General features: G+C 34.9%; 18 protein-coding genes. 5 read left to right on the top strand and 13 right to left on the bottom strand.

All coding sequences use genetic code 11. The features are described from left to right. Nucleotides 1-69 precede the first annotated feature (69 nt). The 11 genes from HF876_RS09830 to HF876_RS09780 all read right to left on the bottom strand — a co-directional run bounded on the left by HF876_RS09830 (nucleotide 70) and on the right by HF876_RS09780 (nucleotide 11,426). A complete protein-coding gene (locus tag HF876_RS09830) occupies nucleotides 70-726 on the bottom strand; it encodes a hypothetical protein (RefSeq protein ID WP_169359892.1) in 657 nt (218 codons plus the stop codon). An 86-nt stretch (nucleotides 727-812) separates the two neighbouring features. Further along, complete coding sequence (locus HF876_RS09825) at nucleotides 813-1,568, bottom strand: prepilin peptidase (RefSeq protein WP_169359891.1); 756 nt, start codon at nucleotides 1,566-1,568, stop codon at nucleotides 813-815. Nucleotides 1,569-1,577: 9 nt separating this feature from the next. Next, nucleotides 1,578-3,137, bottom strand: a complete 1,560-nt coding sequence (locus HF876_RS09820; RefSeq protein ID WP_169359890.1) for a sensor domain-containing diguanylate cyclase — start codon at nucleotides 3,135-3,137, stop codon at nucleotides 1,578-1,580. Nucleotides 3,138-3,177: 40 nt separating this feature from the next. Next, on the bottom strand, nucleotides 3,178-3,903 hold the full coding sequence (locus tag HF876_RS09815; RefSeq protein ID WP_169359889.1) for a hypothetical protein: 726 nt from the start codon (nucleotides 3,901-3,903) through the stop codon (nucleotides 3,178-3,180). Then, the gene (locus HF876_RS09810) at nucleotides 3,900-4,487 is read right to left on the bottom strand and encodes a hypothetical protein (protein ID WP_169359888.1); all 588 of its coding nucleotides are present in this window, start codon (nucleotides 4,485-4,487) and stop codon (nucleotides 3,900-3,902) included. The genes HF876_RS09815 and HF876_RS09810 overlap by 4 nt, the downstream gene beginning before the upstream one ends. Before the next feature lie 2 nt (nucleotides 4,488-4,489). Further along, a complete protein-coding gene (gene pilM / locus HF876_RS09805) occupies nucleotides 4,490-5,467 on the bottom strand; it encodes a type IV pilus biogenesis protein PilM (protein WP_169359887.1) in 978 nt (325 codons plus the stop codon). Between the two features lie 131 nt (nucleotides 5,468-5,598). Then, nucleotides 5,599-6,144, bottom strand: coding sequence for a type II secretion system protein (locus HF876_RS09800; RefSeq protein ID WP_346764063.1), 546 nt, complete (start codon nucleotides 6,142-6,144; stop codon nucleotides 5,599-5,601). A gap of 32 nt (nucleotides 6,145-6,176) precedes the next feature. Beyond that, on the bottom strand, nucleotides 6,177-7,382 hold the full coding sequence (locus tag HF876_RS09795; protein WP_169359886.1) for a type II secretion system F family protein: 1,206 nt from the start codon (nucleotides 7,380-7,382) through the stop codon (nucleotides 6,177-6,179). Then, nucleotides 7,382-8,422: a type IV pilus twitching motility protein PilT gene (locus HF876_RS09790; protein WP_169359885.1), complete on the bottom strand. Its 1,041-nt coding sequence runs from the start codon at nucleotides 8,420-8,422 to the stop codon at nucleotides 7,382-7,384. The genes HF876_RS09795 and HF876_RS09790 overlap by 1 nt, the downstream gene beginning before the upstream one ends. Before the next feature lie 10 nt (nucleotides 8,423-8,432). After that, nucleotides 8,433-10,097 carry a GspE/PulE family protein gene (locus HF876_RS09785; protein ID WP_169359884.1) on the bottom strand — a complete coding sequence of 555 codons (1,665 nt, stop codon included), beginning with the start codon at nucleotides 10,095-10,097 and terminating at the stop codon, nucleotides 8,433-8,435. A gap of 21 nt (nucleotides 10,098-10,118) precedes the next feature. Beyond that, a complete protein-coding gene (locus tag HF876_RS09780; RefSeq protein ID WP_169359883.1) occupies nucleotides 10,119-11,426 on the bottom strand; it encodes a VanW family protein in 1,308 nt (435 codons plus the stop codon). Nucleotides 11,427-11,678: 252 nt separating this feature from the next. Between HF876_RS09780 and HF876_RS09775 the strand changes: the two genes are divergently transcribed. From HF876_RS09775 to HF876_RS09765, 3 genes are read left to right on the top strand one after another with little or no spacing between them, the layout of a single operon-like run. Continuing rightward, on the top strand, nucleotides 11,679-12,080 hold the full coding sequence (locus tag HF876_RS09775; RefSeq protein ID WP_169359882.1) for a type IV pilus modification PilV family protein: 402 nt from the start codon (nucleotides 11,679-11,681) through the stop codon (nucleotides 12,078-12,080). Beyond that, the gene (locus tag HF876_RS09770) at nucleotides 12,073-12,570 is read left to right on the top strand and encodes a PulJ/GspJ family protein (protein ID WP_169359881.1); all 498 of its coding nucleotides are present in this window, start codon (nucleotides 12,073-12,075) and stop codon (nucleotides 12,568-12,570) included. Before HF876_RS09775 ends, HF876_RS09770 begins: the two co-directional genes overlap by 8 nt. After that, a complete protein-coding gene (locus HF876_RS09765) occupies nucleotides 12,570-14,093 on the top strand; it encodes a pilus assembly PilX N-terminal domain-containing protein (RefSeq protein ID WP_169359880.1) in 1,524 nt (507 codons plus the stop codon). Before HF876_RS09770 ends, HF876_RS09765 begins: the two co-directional genes overlap by 1 nt. Before the next feature lie 80 nt (nucleotides 14,094-14,173). Here the strand turns inward: HF876_RS09765 and HF876_RS09760 are convergent, their stop codons facing one another. Both HF876_RS09760 and HF876_RS09755 read right to left on the bottom strand, forming a co-directional pair. Next, nucleotides 14,174-15,880, bottom strand: a complete 1,707-nt coding sequence (locus HF876_RS09760; RefSeq protein ID WP_169359879.1) for a sensor domain-containing diguanylate cyclase — start codon at nucleotides 15,878-15,880, stop codon at nucleotides 14,174-14,176. A 97-nt stretch (nucleotides 15,881-15,977) separates the two neighbouring features. After that, nucleotides 15,978-17,141, bottom strand: coding sequence for a bifunctional folylpolyglutamate synthase/dihydrofolate synthase (locus HF876_RS09755; RefSeq protein ID WP_277347103.1), 1,164 nt, complete (start codon nucleotides 17,139-17,141; stop codon nucleotides 15,978-15,980). 144 nt (nucleotides 17,142-17,285) lie between these two features. Here HF876_RS09755 and HF876_RS09750 point away from each other — a divergent pair, with 144 nt between their 5' ends. Both HF876_RS09750 and HF876_RS09745 read left to right on the top strand, forming a co-directional pair. Next, complete coding sequence (locus tag HF876_RS09750; protein ID WP_169359877.1) at nucleotides 17,286-18,164, top strand: ATP-grasp domain-containing protein; 879 nt, start codon at nucleotides 17,286-17,288, stop codon at nucleotides 18,162-18,164. Then, complete coding sequence (locus HF876_RS09745; RefSeq protein WP_169359876.1) at nucleotides 18,161-18,976, top strand: ATP-grasp domain-containing protein; 816 nt, start codon at nucleotides 18,161-18,163, stop codon at nucleotides 18,974-18,976. Before HF876_RS09750 ends, HF876_RS09745 begins: the two co-directional genes overlap by 4 nt. The last annotated feature ends 121 nt before the right edge of the window (nucleotides 18,977-19,097 follow it).

Raw genomic sequence — 19,097 nt, 5'->3', positions numbered from 1 at the left:
TACAAAAGAATGGAGAAAATGAAAATTGTGTTAAAAACGTGACTATTTGATTTTAGGCTGTTTTCTTATTTAAAAATTTAATTTTACACAATCGTTCTGTTCTAAATAGTGGGTAAAAACATGTAGTCGAATGACTGATGGACTGTCCGAAAACGTTGTGATAGCTTGAACAATTGTGGCTAGATCATCGGGATATTTTTCTTTACTGGCAATGGAGTCAAAAAAATTTTTAGACAAATTTTCCTCAGTCAATAATGTCATCATGTTTTTAACTTTTGGATTCTCACAACTGCTTGTAGACACGTAAAAATTTTTTATAAAGGATGGCAATGCTTCTGTACTAACAGCAGCAGTTTCTTTTACATATAAATCACTCCAAATATAAAACTGCCCTTCTGCCTGAACAATACCGGCACGCTCTAGTGAGGGTTCAACTGCCATAAAAGAAATGGCGCTTTCTTTTGTAGAGAACATTCCATATTGCTTGGCCTTGAAAGTTAGGGACGGCTCCGCAGATGTCTCTACCTTTTCTCCTCCCGTTTCCTTTCCATTTTCGGTAGCCGGCTTTTCCGTATTCTTATCTCCACTTGCTTCCCCTTCTACCTTCCGATCGTTAGCTATATTTAATAACAATCCAAACAATAAAACCCCGACAACTCCTATAACAAGCCCTTGTAGTCCAGCCATTAAAATCATTTTCTTAGGATTTTTTTTTCGAAATGGCATAAATTCACCTCTTTTTTCATCACTTTACCATTCCCCAATTAAAAAAGGACAAGACCTTTGTCGGCTCGTCCTAAAAACTTATCGAGTTAAAAAAACAAATTAATATACAAGTCGACAATTGCTTGTCCATAAAAATAAGATATGACGGCTGCAATAGCTATAGAAGGTCCAAATGGGATAGGTGTTTTCCTTCCTTGCCTCGAAATTTTTAACGTGATAATGCCCACAACCGTTCCTATTACAGAGGCTAAAAATAATGTCACTAAGGTTGATACCGTCCCTAATACAACACCTATAACAAAAAACAGCTTGATATCACCGCCACCCATGCCACCTTTCGACACCATAGCGACTAAGAGCAGTATTCCAAATCCAACGATTGCTCCTACCATACTATCCCACCAAGGATCTAAAGGAGAGATAATACGACCAATGACCAATGGGATTAAAAAGAATAGTAATATTTTATCCGGGATCAGCATGTAAGCAATATCAGAAACTGTGATGATGACTAATAAAGAAATAAAAAGGAGCAAAACAATGAACTCCCACGTCAAACCTAGTTGTAGGTATGCAAATGTGAACAATACACCAGTAGAAAGCTCGATCACTGGGTATATCCAATGGATCTTAGTTCCACAACCACGACACTTCCCCTTCAAAAAAACATAGGAAAAGACAGGTACTAAGTCTTTTGCCGTTAAATTTCGATTGCATATCGTGCAATGAGAAGGGGGACGCACTATAGACTCCCCTTTTGGTACCCTTAGTCCTACCACATTATAAAATGAACCAAGAACTAAACCATATATAAATATAAAAACTGCTATTACTATTTCCATTTAAGCACCTTATTTCCTACTTTTTAAGCTTTCTTTATCTGCATACATGTTCAGATCCGCTACATGAAAAAGATCCTCAAAAGAGCTTCCCTGCTCCGGACTATAGGCTATCCCAATACTTGGAGTGACCTCGATATGGATATCGTTATAAACAAAGCTTGTTTCCTTAAATGCTTTTCTTAACTGAGATAGCCATTCATCAAAGTCTTCACGCGTGCGAAAGCCTTCTAAAAATAAAACAAACTCATCTCCGCCAAAGCGAGCAACTAAATCTCTTTTGTTCGTTGCGTCCTTTAAAAGCTCAGCGGTATATTGCAGCACCTGATCCCCAACAGAATGACCAAAGCTATCGTTAATAATCTTAAAATGATTTAAATCTAGTAAAATAAAGTATGCCTCTCCAACTGTCTTCTTCGAGAGTTCAACCAACTTTTTGTTAATATGAGTGACAAAAAAAGCTCGATTATGTAAATCAGTTAGGACATCATGATACGCTAGATGCATAATCATTTTTTCCTTTTCAACCTCGCTCGTTACATCTCTTAGCATAACGTAGTAGATTCTGTCCTTGCTAGTAACCACATACTTGGCATCTATGGAGATGTGAATTCGGCCATCCAGGAAAAGATTATCCAACGCTAAAGAATAGTCCCGTAACGTGCCATTTAATTGAATTTGTTCAATAAGTTTTCGAAGAAGCTTTTTATTATGCTCGGTCCGTGCATATTTCATCACATTCATATCCGTTGGATCACTGATATTCAAGAGAAACTTCCCTTGCTTGTTTATTTCTAAAATATCCAGTTTATCATCCAATATCATAATAGGTATGGGACTGATATCGAATAAGGTTCGATACCGACGAGAGATATTTGGTAGTAAATCGTTATGCAGGAAGGAAAAAGATATAAAAATGGAGAAAACAATTCCCTCAATCAGGAATGTATAGGGAGGAATATGTTCCCCAAAATTCAGGTAACCCATCGAAGCCTTCAAAGTAAATACAACTACCGTACAAACTATTAAAAATGTTAATAGTTTTCGCTTCTGTATATTTACAGTCTTTCGCAAACCTATTATTAAAATATAAAGCATTATAATATTCAACATAGCTGATATCGTTAAAACGATATAATATGCCTCATTATAAATCGGCGCATACCATAATCCCCTTGGCTCGTGTAAAATAAATGGAATGGTCCTCCAATGTATAACTTGAGCCAAAAGCAAGATTAAAAATGGTACATAAAAAACGCCTGGATATACTAATCGTGGAATATACATATATAAATTAGAGACGTAAATATACAGATGAAGAGTAAGGTCAGACACCAACAAACCAATTAACCCTAGCCCAATGCCAGAAACAGTTGAACTATACTCAATTGGTAACAAATGTCGAAAAAACTCCCCAAAATAAAGGAAACTGTAGGCGACTAAAATAGCTGTGATCAATCTATTTTCCAATCTCCTCGACTGCTGTATTAGCACCACACAAGCTAAGCCAAAGAAATATAAAGCCGGTAGAATATACACGGCTATATAAATACACAATTGAGATATCGACATAGATAGACTCCCTATCCAGTTATTTTAAAAGTTAGATGGCTCATTCATTATGAAAAAATGTAGTCAATTGAATGGTAGCTGAGGTTGCAGTAGGTAATTCTTCATCTAGTAGCTCTTGTTCCCCAGGAGCATTCATAGTAATTTGATCTACTCTCAAGACTCGCTCTAAATTTTCAATTTCTTCTATTAAAAGAACTAAATGCTCATAGTTTTTAGTTTGAACTGAGACATTGAAGGTAATCAGCTTCAAGTTAGCTGGTAAGGCTACCTCTGCAACAGAAGAGACAGGAAGTTCCTCTAACGTTTCCTCAATCGGTTCTGTAGAGTTTGAACTCTCAGTAGCATCTTCAACCACTTCTTCCCCAGTCTCAGTGTCTACTAAACTATCTTCCACTGGGTATTGAGCTAATTGCGCCTCATCTATTATTCCATCATAGTTATTAAATTCAATAGTTTCAATTTTAGAATCACTAATCAATTCTACCTGTTCCAATGAGAGCAATAGCTCATCTAATTCCCGTTCATAAGGAACTTTAGACTCTAATGCAAATAAATTATCAACCTTTACGTCTGAAGCTTGAAACGAATTATATTGTTCTTTTAATGAAGCCACTTCCCCCTGAAGTACTTCGACAGAGATTTCTTTCGAATATTTTTCTTCTTTTAAGGGTGAAATAATAAAATAATAAATGGCAAATAACAACAAGAAGACAAGGGCACCTATTATTAAATAAGCATTTCTTTTATTGCTAACTAATTCATTCAAGGAGTTCCACCCCCATTTCTTAAATAACCTGTATCTATTTCTAAAGTTAATGTAGCTGAATACCTAGGAATTATATTAAAATGCACTTCATTGTTTTCAGTTGAATTACTTGGGTTGAAGTTACCGATGCTTTCAATTTTCGCATCTGTAAAATACTCACTATTTAATAGATTGGTAACTAAATAAGATAAAGAGCTTAATGTTTCTATATCAACAACTAACGTCATTCCCTTTTCTAAAAACCCATACTGTCGTAAATATGTATGCTCCTCTATTAAAGAGTCCACTTCTATAAGTAAAGGACTTACAGGATAAGATATATTTTCTGCAAAAGCCACAGAAGAAGGAAAATCTCCTTCCGATGAAAGATCGACATTAGACATATAATCTGCTAGGTCAGACTTTTCTTCTATGGAGTAAATTTCTTCATTTTCTAAAAGCTCTATATCACCTTTTAATGTCATGTATTGAATAAAAAACCACAAAAGAACTGTGACGAATAAAATAATACCAATTACTAAAATTAGTATGGAATTAGACTTTCTTCTCTCCATTTGAGGTAAAAGGTTTATTTTTGGAACCATGTTCATACCTCCCTATAAATAAGTCCAATCAGTGGAATATCTCTAGATTTGAAATTGGGGTGCATCTTTTTTACCTTTATGTCGTCAAAATACTGAACGGGGGTAACCAAATTAGCTGCCATTTCTGTATAAATATATTCCATTTCAGGATTGTCCCCAAATATAACAATTTCATCGACGGCTTTTTCTCCCTTATACAAAGAGAAACGGTAGAAGTTTAAAATACGGTCAACCTCTGCAATCTGATCGATCAGTTGCCCCCGATATTCGTCAGCATCTCCATTATATTCATATATAAATTCCTCACCCTTAGTATCAATCATCCAATTTGAACGTTCTGTTTCGATTGCTTGATAACGTAGGAATTCTACTTTACCACCAGAATAAATACTGATAGAAACCCCTGTAATAGACCATTCCATAATCAAGTAGCTTCTTGCGCTTTCTATACTTTTTATTTCCTCAAAAAATCGTATAGAAGCTAAGGCTCTTATTTCTGCAACAGAAGGATGTAAAGATAAATCATCTAGTAGACCAGCCATTTTGATAATTTCCTCAGAAGGAGCAGCAAATAAAGTTGCCTCTCCATCGCCTTGTTTAAAGTCATAAACATCGAGTAATGGCTGAGGATATGGCAGATGAATGGATCTTCCAAGCTCCATTTCTACAAATCCCTTTAAATTCTCCGTAGCCACATCATCTGGATGTTCAAACGTTTTCATCATGACCGTACTCTCAGGCACAAAAAAACGAACATCTAAACGCTTCAAACCCCATTTATCTAAAAGCTCCTTCATAAGTTCATAGAAAGCCATTTCATCCACTAGCACATCACCATCAAAGATCCCTTCCTTTAAAGGAGCTTGATAAATAACTGCATTTTCAATCTGTTTCGTGTTCATTACAACAGCTTTTATTAAATACTCATTGATATCCATAACGACAAATCGATTGGATTTCTTTTTGAATCTCTCAAACATATTTTGTCTCCCCTATGTATAAGAATTAGTAAAACTTTTCAACGAACGACAATCGTTTGCTCAAAAGTTTTACTAAAAGCTACAGCAGCGTTGGTACTGCTGTAGTTTTGTTACCGTTAGTTACTTCCTGTTTAAGGCGTTGTGCCAGTTGTCCCAGAAATAACTTTGTTTTTATCTTTATCATCACTACCTTTATTTATATCATTATTGATCGCATCTAAAGTAGCATTAGTAAATTTAACAGTTTTTCCACTTGAGTAGGGAATTGCATCAGTGTTAATAAAATTTGGACTTCCCTTTGTAACTTTAGCTTCTTTAGGAATTTTCCCTGCCGATTCTAAGTAATTTTCTTTTTTTAATGTTTCTACATCTACTGTTAGAGTACCTGTTTTAGTTCCTCCGTCAGCAACCTTTTCCTCCGGATTATCAATAAAATACATCTTCGCTGCATTCAACACATTCGTTGCATCTGCTTTCACTGCGCTATATCTACTATTTTCTATAATTCCACCGATTGCTGGAACTGCTATTGCTGATACGATTGCTAGGATTACAATAACTGCTAGTAACTCGACAAGCGTTAAACCTTTTTGATTTTTTAATAAGTGCTTTATCTTTTTCATTGAACTATCCCCTTTGTTTGTCATTTCATTTGATACATGTTGATTTATATCCATGACTTTTTCACCTCCTTTTAATGAATACCTTATTATATTTGTTCGTACATACTGAACATCGGAATCATGATTGCCATAACGATGGTACCTACTATACCTGCTAAGAGAAGGATCATTAATGGCTCAATAAGAGATTTTAAGCTATCAACTGTTCTGTCTACATCATCTTCATAAAAGTCAGCAATTTTTTCTAACATATAATCTAATGAACCGGTCTGCTCACCTATAGCCGTCATTTGTGAAACAAGTGGAGGGAAAATCCAACTTTTCGAAAATGGACCCGATAATGTTCCTCCTTTTTCAAGGCTAGATCGTGATTCTCTCACAACTTTACCAACTACTGGATTACCAATTACTTTTTCAACAATCGTTAACGCCTGAAGAATTGGTACAGCACTACTGAATAATGATGATAGAGTCCTTGTCATTCTCGCTATAGCGGATTTTTGTAACAGCTTTCCAAATACCGGAACTCTTAAAAGGAACAAATGGACGGAATAGTTAAACCTCTCATTGTTTTTAAAGAAGTAATGAAAGATTAAAACTACTAATATAATAATTAGTAAAAATATATACCACGATGATTGGAGCGATTCACTTAAACCCATTACTGCTTTTGTGATCAATGGTAACTCTGCTCCCATTTCATCAAACATGGACACAAATTGAGGGACAATCGTTAGCATTAAAAAGACCGACACAATTAGCGTTAAACATAAAAGAATAATAGGATATGCTAAGGTTGATTGAACCTTTTTCTTCAAATTGAATTGTTTTTCGTAGGAAAACGCTAATCGATCTAAAGCTGAATCTAAGTTACCCGTTGCCTCTCCAGCCTTAATCATGTTGACAAATAATGCAGGAAAAACTTTTGAATTTTTTGAAGCTGCATCTGAGAAGGAAATACCCGAGCGAACATCTTCTTCAACTGCTAGCAATCCATTTTTTAAAGGCTTACTGGACGTTTGCTCGGCTAATATTTTCGTAGATTCTAGGATCGATACACCTGCACGAATAAGTGTTGCAAATTGTCTGCTATAAATGACAAAATCCTCATTTTTAACCTTGCCACCAAGGGATAATTCTTTATGAAGAATACTTTTTGATTCATCGATTTCTCTAGCGTTAATGCCTTGAGATCGTAATTTACCAATGGCGTCCTGCTTACTGGGTGCATCCACGATTCCTTTTTTTATAGTTCCTGTCGTAGTTCTCCCAACGTATTTGTATACAGTCATTAAAATTCACCTGCATTCATAAACGGTTTGGCTTCTTCCAATGTGATTTGTTTTGACATTAGGAGCTGCTGAATAGATGCTTCAAGCGTATGCATTCCTAATGCTCGACTAGTTTGCATCACATTTTTTATTTGATGAATCTTCTCGTTACGGATAAGGTTTGCTACCGATGGGGTTTGTATTAGTATTTCTGTAGCTACAACCCTTCCTGATCCATTAACCTTTGAGAAAAGACGTTGTGACACGATTCCCTGTAAAACATTTGCTAGCTGGATACGAATCTGCCCTTGCTGATGCGGCGGAAAAACGTCAATAATACGATCAATTGTAGTTGGTGCGCTACTCGTATGCAGTGTAGCCATTACTAAATGACCTGTTTCAGCTGCCGTGATTGCCGTAGAGATCGTTTCTAAATCACGCATTTCTCCTACTAGAATCACATCCGGATCTTGACGCAGTGCTGCTCGTAGTCCATTGGAAAAGCTTTGTGTATCTGAACCAACTTCTCTTTGATTGACGATAGATTTCTTATGTTTATGAACATATTCAATGGGATCTTCGAGCGTAATAATATGTTTTGATTTAGCAGAGTTTATATAATCAATCATCGCTGCTAGTGTTGTAGATTTTCCTGATCCAGTAGGTCCTGTGACAAGAATAAGACCTTGTGGCTTGTCCGCAAGTGTGTAAAGGACATTTGGCATTCTTAAATCTTCAACAGAAGGTATGGTAGATTCAATAATTCGGATGGCAATGGCAACATTATTTTGTTGGAGATACGCATTAATTCGAAATCGACAAAGGTCCTCTAACGCAAAACTAAAGTCTATCTCTCCTTTTTGAGTAAACTCATGTAATCCATCCGTATCTAATAGGTCCTCTAGCATTTTTTTAGTATCGTTATTCTCTAATTGATAATCACCAAAATTATCTAGCTTCCCATGGACTCTAAAAACTGGGGCTAGGCCAACTGTTAAATGAAGATCAGATGCTTTATCTGTATATGCTTTTTCCAATAAGTTAAAAATAGTAAAGTCCATCTTATTCACCTCAGTCGACTGTCGCTACTCTCAATACTTCCTCAGTAGTTGTTAGTCCGTCCTTAACCTTCATTAATCCATCCTCTAAAAGACTCAAATAACCCATTTCTTTCATATGATTTTTTAAAATGGACGGACTTTTTTCAGTCAAAATAATATCTTTCACGTATTCATCTACTTGTAGTACTTCATGTATGGCAAGTCGTCCGCGGTAGCCGGTTTGATTGCAGGCTGGACAACCTTTGCCACGTCTAATCTTTTCTAATGCTATTCCTCTTTCTAGGAAAATCTCTTTTTCTCTTGAACTTGGAACTATACTTTCTCCACAATCTCTACATACTTTTCGAACTAGCCTTTGAGCAACTATGCCCACTAGTGAAGAGGAGAGCAAGAAGGGTTCGATACCCATGTCCTTTAATCGTGATACCGACTCTACTGCGCTGTTAGTATGAAGTGTGCTCAATACTAAATGTCCTGTTAAAGAAGCACGAACCGCAATTTGAGCGGTTTCAAGGTCACGAATTTCTCCAACCATCACTACGTCTGGATCTTGTCTTAAAATAGACCTTAGTCCTACCGCAAATGTTAAATCAACTTCTTCGCGTACTTGGATTTGATTTATGCCGTTTAGCTGATATTCCACTGGATCCTCAACCGTAATAATGTTAATATGCTCATCGTTCAGCTTGTTTAGCGCTGCATAAAGAGTAGATGATTTCCCTGATCCTGTGGGGCCCGTTATTAAAACGATTCCGTTTGGATGTTCAATCATCTTGTTAAATGTAGCTAAATTTTTATCGCTAAAGCTAAGTTTAGTAACATCATTTAAGGCATTTGACATATCTAGTATCCTCATTACTACTTTCTCCCCGTAAATTGCAGGAAGTGTGGAAAGACGTATATCAATTGACCTCATATTAACTGAAATTTTTATTCGACCATCTTGTGGAATTCGATTTTCGGTAATGTTCAAATTACCCATAATTTTAATTCGGGCCAGTACAACATTTTGCATATATTTTGGAAGTGAACGCTCTGTTTTAAGCATCCCATCCACACGATACCGCACTAGCAGCTCTGTCTCTTGAGGATCAAAATGTATATCACTTGCTCTTTGAGCAACTCCATTAGCTATAATTTGATTTACAAGTCGAACTATCGGTGAATCTTCGTCCGTTATTTGCGTATCATTTTCCATTTCCTTTGGAGACAGATCTATCAAAGCTTGTTCCATAGATTCCTGAAAATCATAGTACTTAGTAATCGTGCGATATAAGTCATCTTTTGCAGCTATAGCAGTTTCTATCTGACATCCAGTAGCCATACGTATTTCTTCAATTGCGAAATAATCCATTGGATCTGCCATAGCAATCAATAATTTATTTTTCGTTTTTCTTAAAGGCATTACATTAGTTCGCTTTGCTAATTCCTTAGGAACCAATTGGATGAGTTCAGGATTTATAGAAAACTGGTTTAAATTCACATGTGGAATACCTAATTGAAATTCTAGAACTTCTATTAATTGTTGCTCTGTAATTAAGTTCTCACTAATTAAATAATCTCCAAGCTTCTCTTCTCGTTTTTTGTTTTTTAACGCATGATCAAGTTGAGTTGAAGTTATAACATGTGATTCAACTAGTAGGTCTCCTAATAATTTACGAGTCTTGCTTTTCATTTTTTCTCACCTCGTATTTCTTTATTTCGGTGTAATAATATTTCCAGCCTTATCGTAATAGCTACCTTCTGATAATTCACCAGTTTGCTCTGAATTAGGTGAATCTGGAGTGTTAGATGGACCTTTATCTGTTTCTTCTATATCTGGCAACCCATCTCCATTTAAATCTATGTCAGTCAAAGTATTGGATCCAGCACTTACTGAATTTTCTATAGACGTTAGTACGATTCGATGCTTTGGTGGATAATAATCCTTGCTAATCACTTCTTCTTGTTCATAAGGGCCTATCTTATCTGCTACTGTACGATATACAGTAACTCTTAAACCTGGCTCCCCCTCCTGAACTAACTCCTCTTCTCCCTCTTTTAAACTGTTAGAGTAACGGTAGATTGTACGAGGATTAACAATTTCCTTTTCTAAAACTTCATAATTGCCTTTTATTTCAGATTGAGCTGTATAAAATTCAACTAATATTTCGTTTCCTTTTATACCAACCTTCAAGACAACCGGTAGTTGAATAGAATTTATAAATTTAAAGTCTTTACTAAAATCACTTTCTACATCAGCCTCAATACCAGGCTCTAAGTACGAAGGAATTATTCCTTGCGAGTGTCTCTCGACGATTTCAAAATTTGTTTGAAGGACAGTTGCATATAAGAGCGAAGCAATGAAGTCCATTGTGGCATCGTTATATGGAACATTTGACTCCTGTAGCTTAGTTAATAACGAAAAAGTCTGACCTTCGGGTATGACCACATCATTCAATGCTTCAATAATATCTGCCTGTCCCACTAGATTTTGAGTTACACTTTCAAGACTAAAGGCCATTCTCTCGGATTCTAAAATAGTATTATCGAGCTCTACAGCTTCAATTGGCGTTGATACTAGATTCTCTACACTGCTTTTTATATTTTCAATCGTTTTCTCTATATTTAGTGATGGATATTGAGCTAGCATTTCTATTAAAGATTCATCTATTTCAACTGTTAAAGGAAGATTCACCTCAGCATCTTTCTTCCAAAATTTAAACCAAGCATTGGAAGTAGCCTCGATGTAGGATTGAGAACTATATTCCACATCAAAACTAAAGCTATTTGGATCAAGTATAATTTCCTTGACTAGAGTTTTTAAGATTATTGGTCGTTCTTTCCACTTTGCTATTTCTTCATTTAAAAGAGCAATGACCTCTTCACGGTCTTTAGTTTCTATTGTTACGCCACCAATAGTGGAGCTACCACCACCTGTATTCTTCTCAGCATTTGCCGCACCGTTAAGGACAACTATTGAAAATAAGACAAATACGATAGATATCAAAATAATCTTCCTCATATGATTCACCCACTTCTTAATTCACTTATTTTTACCTTTTTTAACCTTTAAAATGGATATTTTTCTTAAAAAACAAGAGTATATTAAAGATAATAACGTAATTTAAGCAAAATTACACATGACTTTAGTAGCTATTTTTACAAATTTCTTCTAAAAAATATATTTTTATATCTATTTATCCACATGTTTTATGATAATATTGGAAATATAGTAGATTAATTTAAACATTAATAGGTCGAAGAGGGTGTTTTTTTGGTAAATCAGAAAGGATTAACTCTAGTGGAAGTTCTTACTTCATTAGCTATTATCTCTATAGTCCTACTTTCATTTTTTCAGTTAATAATTAACTCAAATGAAAATGCTGCTTCTAACAATGAAAAACTAGTAATGATTTACTTAGCGGATGCAGAATTAGAAAGGCTAAAAATAGATCCCTCCAATTTATTTTTAGTTGATTTGGAGAACTCTACTTTTGAGATAAAAGAAAAACTAGAGAAAGTTATCAAATTGAATAACAAAAACTATAAGGTATCAATAAAAACATCTCAAAATAACGATGAAAAAAAAATGAAGCTTCTAAATGTTGTTATTAAAGTTAGACTGGATTCAAGTAAATCATCTAGCGCCGTAGAGGGGTATATTGTTTATGAATAAATACATAAAAAATCAAAATGGGCTAACCCTCTTGGAACTAATTGCGTCCCTCATTTTAAGTGTAACAATAGCTATATTGGCATTTTCATTGATATTTAAGGGGTTTGAACATTATGAACATATACAAGTTGTTAATAATTTAAGGGATGAAGCAGACTTTTTAATGGCTGAACTAGTTAAAGATATCTATACAACAAAAGAAACAGATATTACTCAGGCTCCTGATAAAAATAAAAACATATATTACTTTTTAATAAAAAAGACAAATAACGTGAAAACAAAGAGCGGATTCGATAATGGACAGCTTTATATTAGTGACAAGCTTATTAAAATCGAAAATAAAGATATAGTTATTTCTAATAACTCGTACATCCATCAAAATGAGCCAGGTTTATATGAAATACATTTAGCTCTTATAAATCAAAAAAACAAAAAAGAAATCTCTTTTTTAAATCATGTTCGAACTATTAATGATAAGGAGGAAGAATAATGAGACGGTTAAAGAACCAGGCTGGAAATACTTTAATTATTTCTGTTATTCTCTTAGTCTTATTCAGTGTAATAGGTCTTAGTATAATGACATTAACAATGAACGGAATTTCCAAAAATGAAGTAAGAGAAAATAATATTCGAGCAGCTGCTTATGCGGAGAAAGGAATAGACAGAATTACACAACAAATTAATTTAGAATTAGAAACAGTACTTAAGAATACGAATTATTCTGGGTTACCAAGGGAAAACTTTATAAAAATCCTTAATTCTACACTAGATCATTACACTTGCTCCAATAACATGATTACTGAAAAAGATAAATATAGTGTTTGCATAAAAAAAATATCACCAACCTATGAAATCTATGATGAAACGATAGAAAATAAAACGAGAAAGCTTATTAAGTTTGAAAGTACTGGATACTCTGGTGGAGTAGAAAAGGTACTATCATCAAAAATAGAGATGGGTGCAGAAATAGCCCCTCCTTCGCTTAATTATGCTGTAGGTTCCAATCAAGATAAAAATAAAAATGGGGGAGATTTAACACTAAATGGAGGTTTGTCTATACAAGGGGATATTAAGGTAGATAACGTCCTTACAACCAGTTATCTATTAGGGGATCTGCCAAAAATTTATCCTAGCAGCGGGAAACAAAAATCTATAATAAATATAGGGAGCGAAAATACAAATCAGAGACCCCCCTTATTTTCAAATGATTCTTTATATAAAATTACTAAATTCATTCCGGAATATAGTAATCTAGGCATTAAGGATTACGTAGAAAATTTTAACAACAGTAACGATATTTACTCGACAAGAGAATATGACAGAAACAATTTGACCTATGTCAAAATTAATGATCTTACCGAAGACCTAGGAAATATAAAACCGGTTAGCAAAGAATGTTATTGGTTGTTTTGGTTAAGATGTGAGAACAAAGAAAATCCTAATGTACCTTTTAGAATAACTGGAGTTAATACAATTAAAAAATTTACAACACCAGCTGATCTTCATATATTCGATGCTAATTTAACTATTAAAGATGGCTTATATGTAGGAGGCAATTTATCTATTTCTGGGGACGTAACTATAGAAGGTCCAATATATGTTAATGGCAAGGTAAATATTAATGGTAACATAGATAGTAATTCCATGATTTATTCATTACAAGATGTCAATATACAACTATCTAAGTTAAATCCGAAGGGGGAAAAAGGGAGTTTAATTATTCTTACAAAAGAAAATATCAAAATTAACTTTAATTCCGTAATACAGAATAGGATAAATGCATTTTTCTATGCAGAAAATGATATAAAAATTACCGGAATATTTTCAAATATGGAAATTAAGGGTGGTGTTTCGGGTAAAAACGTAATTTTAACAGGTATTGATTTTTTTAACAAATCACGCTTACAAATCATCTATGACAAAGACATAATAGATATATATAATAATTTAAAAAGAAAACAGCATGTTATTTATAAAATTGAACCACCAATAGTAAAGGATAGAGAAGTATAGCAACTCCTATGTTAGCAAATATAATTATAAGATAAAGGCGAGAATGCTAGTTAACAGCATCCTCGCCTTTATACTTGTTATTAAGACTTCACATACTCCGCAACCCTATTTCTACCCGCCTGCTTTGCCCCAATATACAGTGCACGATCAGCATTACGTATTAGAGAATTACCCTCGTCACTGTCCTCGGGAGCAGTTGAAACGCCAATACTAGCTGTAATAAAGATGATTTCTTCTCTCGTTACGTCAGCTAGGTCTAGTTCGACCATAAATGGCGTTTGCTCGATCTTTAATCGCAGCTGCTCGGCGAGATTCATGGCTTGTAGCTTGGTGTAATTAGGAAGGATGACGACGAACTCTTCTCCACCATATCTCCCTACAGTGCCTTCTCTACCGATTTCACTTTTTATAAGCTGAGCAAATTCTTTTAGAATAATATTTCCACTATGATGTCCATACGTATCATTTACCGCTTTAAATTTATCTATGTCCAGCATGATTAATGAAAGAGATTGATAAGCCCCTACCTCCATTTTTGCCATATCGCGCGCTATTTGTTTGTCTAAATATCTATAGTTAAAGAGTTTTGTAAGCTCACAAATTTCACTTTGTGCAACAGCTTCACGAACCAATCTTGCTTTTTCAAGGGAAACAGCAAAATAGGAGCATAATAAATGAACTATATTTAACTGATATGGCTCAAAGGCGAACTTACTCTTCGTTGCTAGAACCAATACTCCCTCAATTTTTTGGTTGCGGTAAATTGGTACACACATGACACTTTGCATTTCTGTTGATAAAAATGGAGGCTTTTGTGATACCCATTCTACCTGTTTATTAAATAGGGTTGGCTCCCCTTTATCGTAACAAGTACCTGCAAAGCTATTTTGAATTTCTTCATGAGGGAATTCTAGCTCTTTCATACTTCCATCTACCATTGCGCGTAAAATAATAAATTTGCCATTTAAATTATCAACAATAAAAGCACTATCAATAGGGAACATGTTAGAAACTCTTTCCACAAAAATATCTAGTATTTCATTAGATGTTAAACGTTCCGCTAACTCATGTCCAAATTCACTAGCCTTATTCAAATCATTATTGACTTTTTCTGAATCACTATATAAACGAACGATCACAGTTATTGTCATTAACGGGATCCCCATTAACAATAAAGCAATGGGACCTATTGCAGCTTCAAATAAATATAAGCTTAGCCCAAAAGGCAATGTCATTAAAAGACATGCAGTTTCCCAATAGAAATCTTTTGTAAGAAAAAGTGGTTTAAAGCCGCAAATTACTTCTCGCCCATATAATATAATATGGTTTATGAAAATATAAGAGATGGCATATAAGGAACCAAAAATAATAACGTCCATTATATTCACACTACCCACTTCAAATCCAAGTCCAATAATAAGACTTCCGCATATTACGGAAAGAAAGAAAAACATAGATGAGTTGAAGAAGTATTTAAATAACGTTTCACGTGTTATTTTCATGTGGTAGATAATAGGAAACATGCATAATTGCATCGAAATTAATTCTGCTAGTATACCGAACTGCATGAAAATTGCTACATTGACCCAAAGGACTAGAACAATGGTGGATCCGGCTATCACAAAAGGAAATACACTAGATAACAAGGCTAAAAGCAAATAGTAGCCGTAGTTTTCCCATTCGGTAGGTTTTGTTGGGGAATTTATATACACTAACAGAGTACCTAGTGGAACAAAGATAAACCATACGGCTATCATTATATTTTTTGCTCTCTGAGTGAATTCCATAGACCTTTAGACCTCCCTTCAACATATCTATTAATTTTACATATATTTGTATTATAAAGATTATAACATATATAAACTGAATAATTAAAATTACATTTTAACTGTTTATTCCTTTTAATTCGGTAATTAGATACAATGACCCTGATACAATAGTCATGCTTTCTTTTTTAGGTTTATGTAGGTCTATCAAATGTATATCTTTAGTTACACGTTTATCACTATGGGAACAGTGGTTAAATAATGTAGTAGCGGCTAAAGCACGTTCATGTTTGAAGTCAACGAATTCAAAGCTAGTCGCAACTTCTTCTAGTCTACTTAATATATATTTATAATCTTTATCTTTTAAAATACCAATAATAAAGTGAATATGTTCATTAGGGAAATACTGCTTAATGGTATCAACGAGTGCATCTATACTAGCTTGATTGTGTGCACCATCCATGTAAACATGGTCATTCCACTTTTCCATGCGACCAGGAAGTGAAGCTTTTATAACAGCTTTTCTAACGTTCTCTTCATTTAATATAAAACCAGTTTCTATCATTGCAGTAATGGCAAGGGCCATATTAGAAAGCTGATGCTTCCCTAGCATCTGAGGGGTTAGTTCGTCAAATGCATAGTTTTTATAATTATAGCTGTTTTTACGGATTTGAAAATCTTTATTTATCTCTATCAGCTCTGCATTTTGACTATTTACTTCTTTCCATATAACTTCTTTAGAAGACTGTAAAGTATCACCTAATATCAATTTGCCATGTTCCTTAATAATTCCTGCTTTGTGCCAACTAATTTCTTCGATTGTTTCCCCAAGGAAATTAGTATGATCTATAGAAATACTCGGTATTACCCCTACTGATTGTTTAATCACGTTTGTGCTATCAAATCTTCCACCCATACCGGCTTCTATGAATACTACATCCAATTCTTGTTCTGCAAAGACTATAAACGCAACAACTGTTAACAGTTCGAAGTCAGTAAGCATTCCACTAATACCCACATTCACTAGTTGTTCAAACGCGTGATCCATTTGAGCCTCTGTCACATTATTACCATTCAGTTGAATTTGATCATGTACGTCAATTAAACAGGGAGATGTGAAACTTCCGTACTTGAGTTTATGTTCAGACGCGATCGCTCTCATAAAAGCAATCGTTGAACCTTTTCCATTTGTTCCTGCAACATGAATTATTTTTTGTTTATCTTGAGGATTTCCAAGCAAATCCAAAGCCTTTTTTATCCTATCCAAGCCAGGTTTAATCATAGTTTCACTATTAATATTCCACTTTATCTTATAATTGTTAAATTTTTTTATTTCCAAGTCATTCACCCTATTCCGTCTTGGTTACTTTTCTGCTAAACTTCTTGTGAACACATTATAACACGTACCCTTGGAGGTCATTTAATTATGCAAACTTGTTGGATCATTTACAATGGTAGTCTTACACATGATAAGTTTCTCGATCAGGCTCTCCTCCTTAAAGAAGCCGCAGAGAAAAAAGGCTTACAAGCTATTTTAGTAAAGAATTATGAACTTCTGATGAACGTTCATGAAAGCTTATCAGCGAGGCCTGATTTTGTCGTCTTTCTTGATAAAGATATTTTGCTTGCGAAATATCTGAAGAATGCGGGCATACCAGTGTTCAATGATCCTAGTGTAATTGAGATTTGTGATAACAAAGCACATCAATATCTCGAGCTAGCAACAGCTGATGTACCAATGCCTATAACAATCATAGCACCAAAAGTTTATCCTGAATTCACTATTTTGCATACAGGTTATTACGAACAAGTGCTACAAATACTTCAACTGCCAATGATCATTAAAGAAGCGCATGGCTCCTTTGGTCAGCGTGTATACCTAATTGAAACAAGAGAGCAGTTCTTTGATAAAGTAGAAGAACTTAAGGGTGTAGAGTATGTCTTCCAGCAATTTATTGCATCTAGCAGAGGAAGAGACATACGGGTGAATGTGGTAGGTGGCCAAGTCGTTGCTTGCATGCATCGCCAATCAGCTACAGATTTCCGCGCTAATATTACTAATGGTGGAACTGCAACTGAAATTATTTTAACAGAAAGACAAAAGGAAGTAGCTATTCAAGCTGCTACTGCACTGAATGCTGAATTCGCAGGAGTAGATCTTCTGTTTGGGGAAAATGAAGAGCCCTTAGTATGTGAAGTTAACGGAGTAGCCCATATACGTAACATTTATAACGTCACAGGCATTAACGTAGGAGATGCGATGATCGACTACATTTTATCTAAAATTGGTGCTGTTGTTATATGAACGGCCTATTGATATATGAATATAAAGAGATTGAGCGAAATCAAAGCTTTATAGATCGGCTAATCCAAGCAGCAAAAACGCATGGCCATTCTCTTACTGTTATAGATGATAATCAAACCGAATTTCCTGATTGTGATTTCATTTTCTTCCGAGCAAGGAATCCTGAGCTTTCAAAAAAGCTAGAGCAACGGGGTGTTCCCATGTTCAACCGATCAGAGGTCAATGTCATTGCTAATGATAAATGGAAAGCAATCCAGCTAGTCCAAATGCTTGGAATCGCTACAGTTCCAACCTATAAAATTAACGACGTTCAAGACATACGAGATTATCCGGTTGTACTTAAGACCACTGGCGGACATGGGGGAATGCAGGTAGAAAAGTTTACTGAGGCACAAGATGCTGATGTATTTCTAAATGACTTTTCATCCCAGACCATTATTGCTCAAGCTTATGTAGAAACGAATGCTACCGATGTAAGAGTATTTATGCTAGGTAGCGAGGTAATTGGAGCAGTAAAAAGAATCGGTGCTCCAAATAGCTTTAAATCCAATTTCACGCTAGGTGGAACTGTAGAAAAATATGAGCTCTCTACAACTCAAGAGGCAGATGTAATTAAAATAGCAAAAGCCATTAAAAGCGATTACGTAGGAATTGATTTCTTACTTCTACCCGACGGCAGATGGCTTTTCAATGAATTAGAGGATCCAGTTGGAGCAAGATCCTATTATCAAACAACCCAGTCGGATATTGCTATACCAATTATGAATTATATAGATGAGCAATTAAAAAAGTACATCGAGCGTAAAGCTTGATGTACTTTTATTTGTTCATGTGGGTGGCCATTCATTTTTGCAACACTTCCAGTTATTTGTGCAACACTTTGTCTCTTTTCTGCAACACTTTCTCCATTTACCACAACACTTTTATTTCCCG

It is taken from the genome of Psychrobacillus sp. BL-248-WT-3 (assembly GCF_012843435.1).
In the GTDB taxonomy this organism is placed as follows: domain Bacteria; phylum Bacillota; class Bacilli; order Bacillales_A; family Planococcaceae; genus Psychrobacillus.
This window is presented reverse-complemented; position numbering and strand designations above follow the sequence as displayed.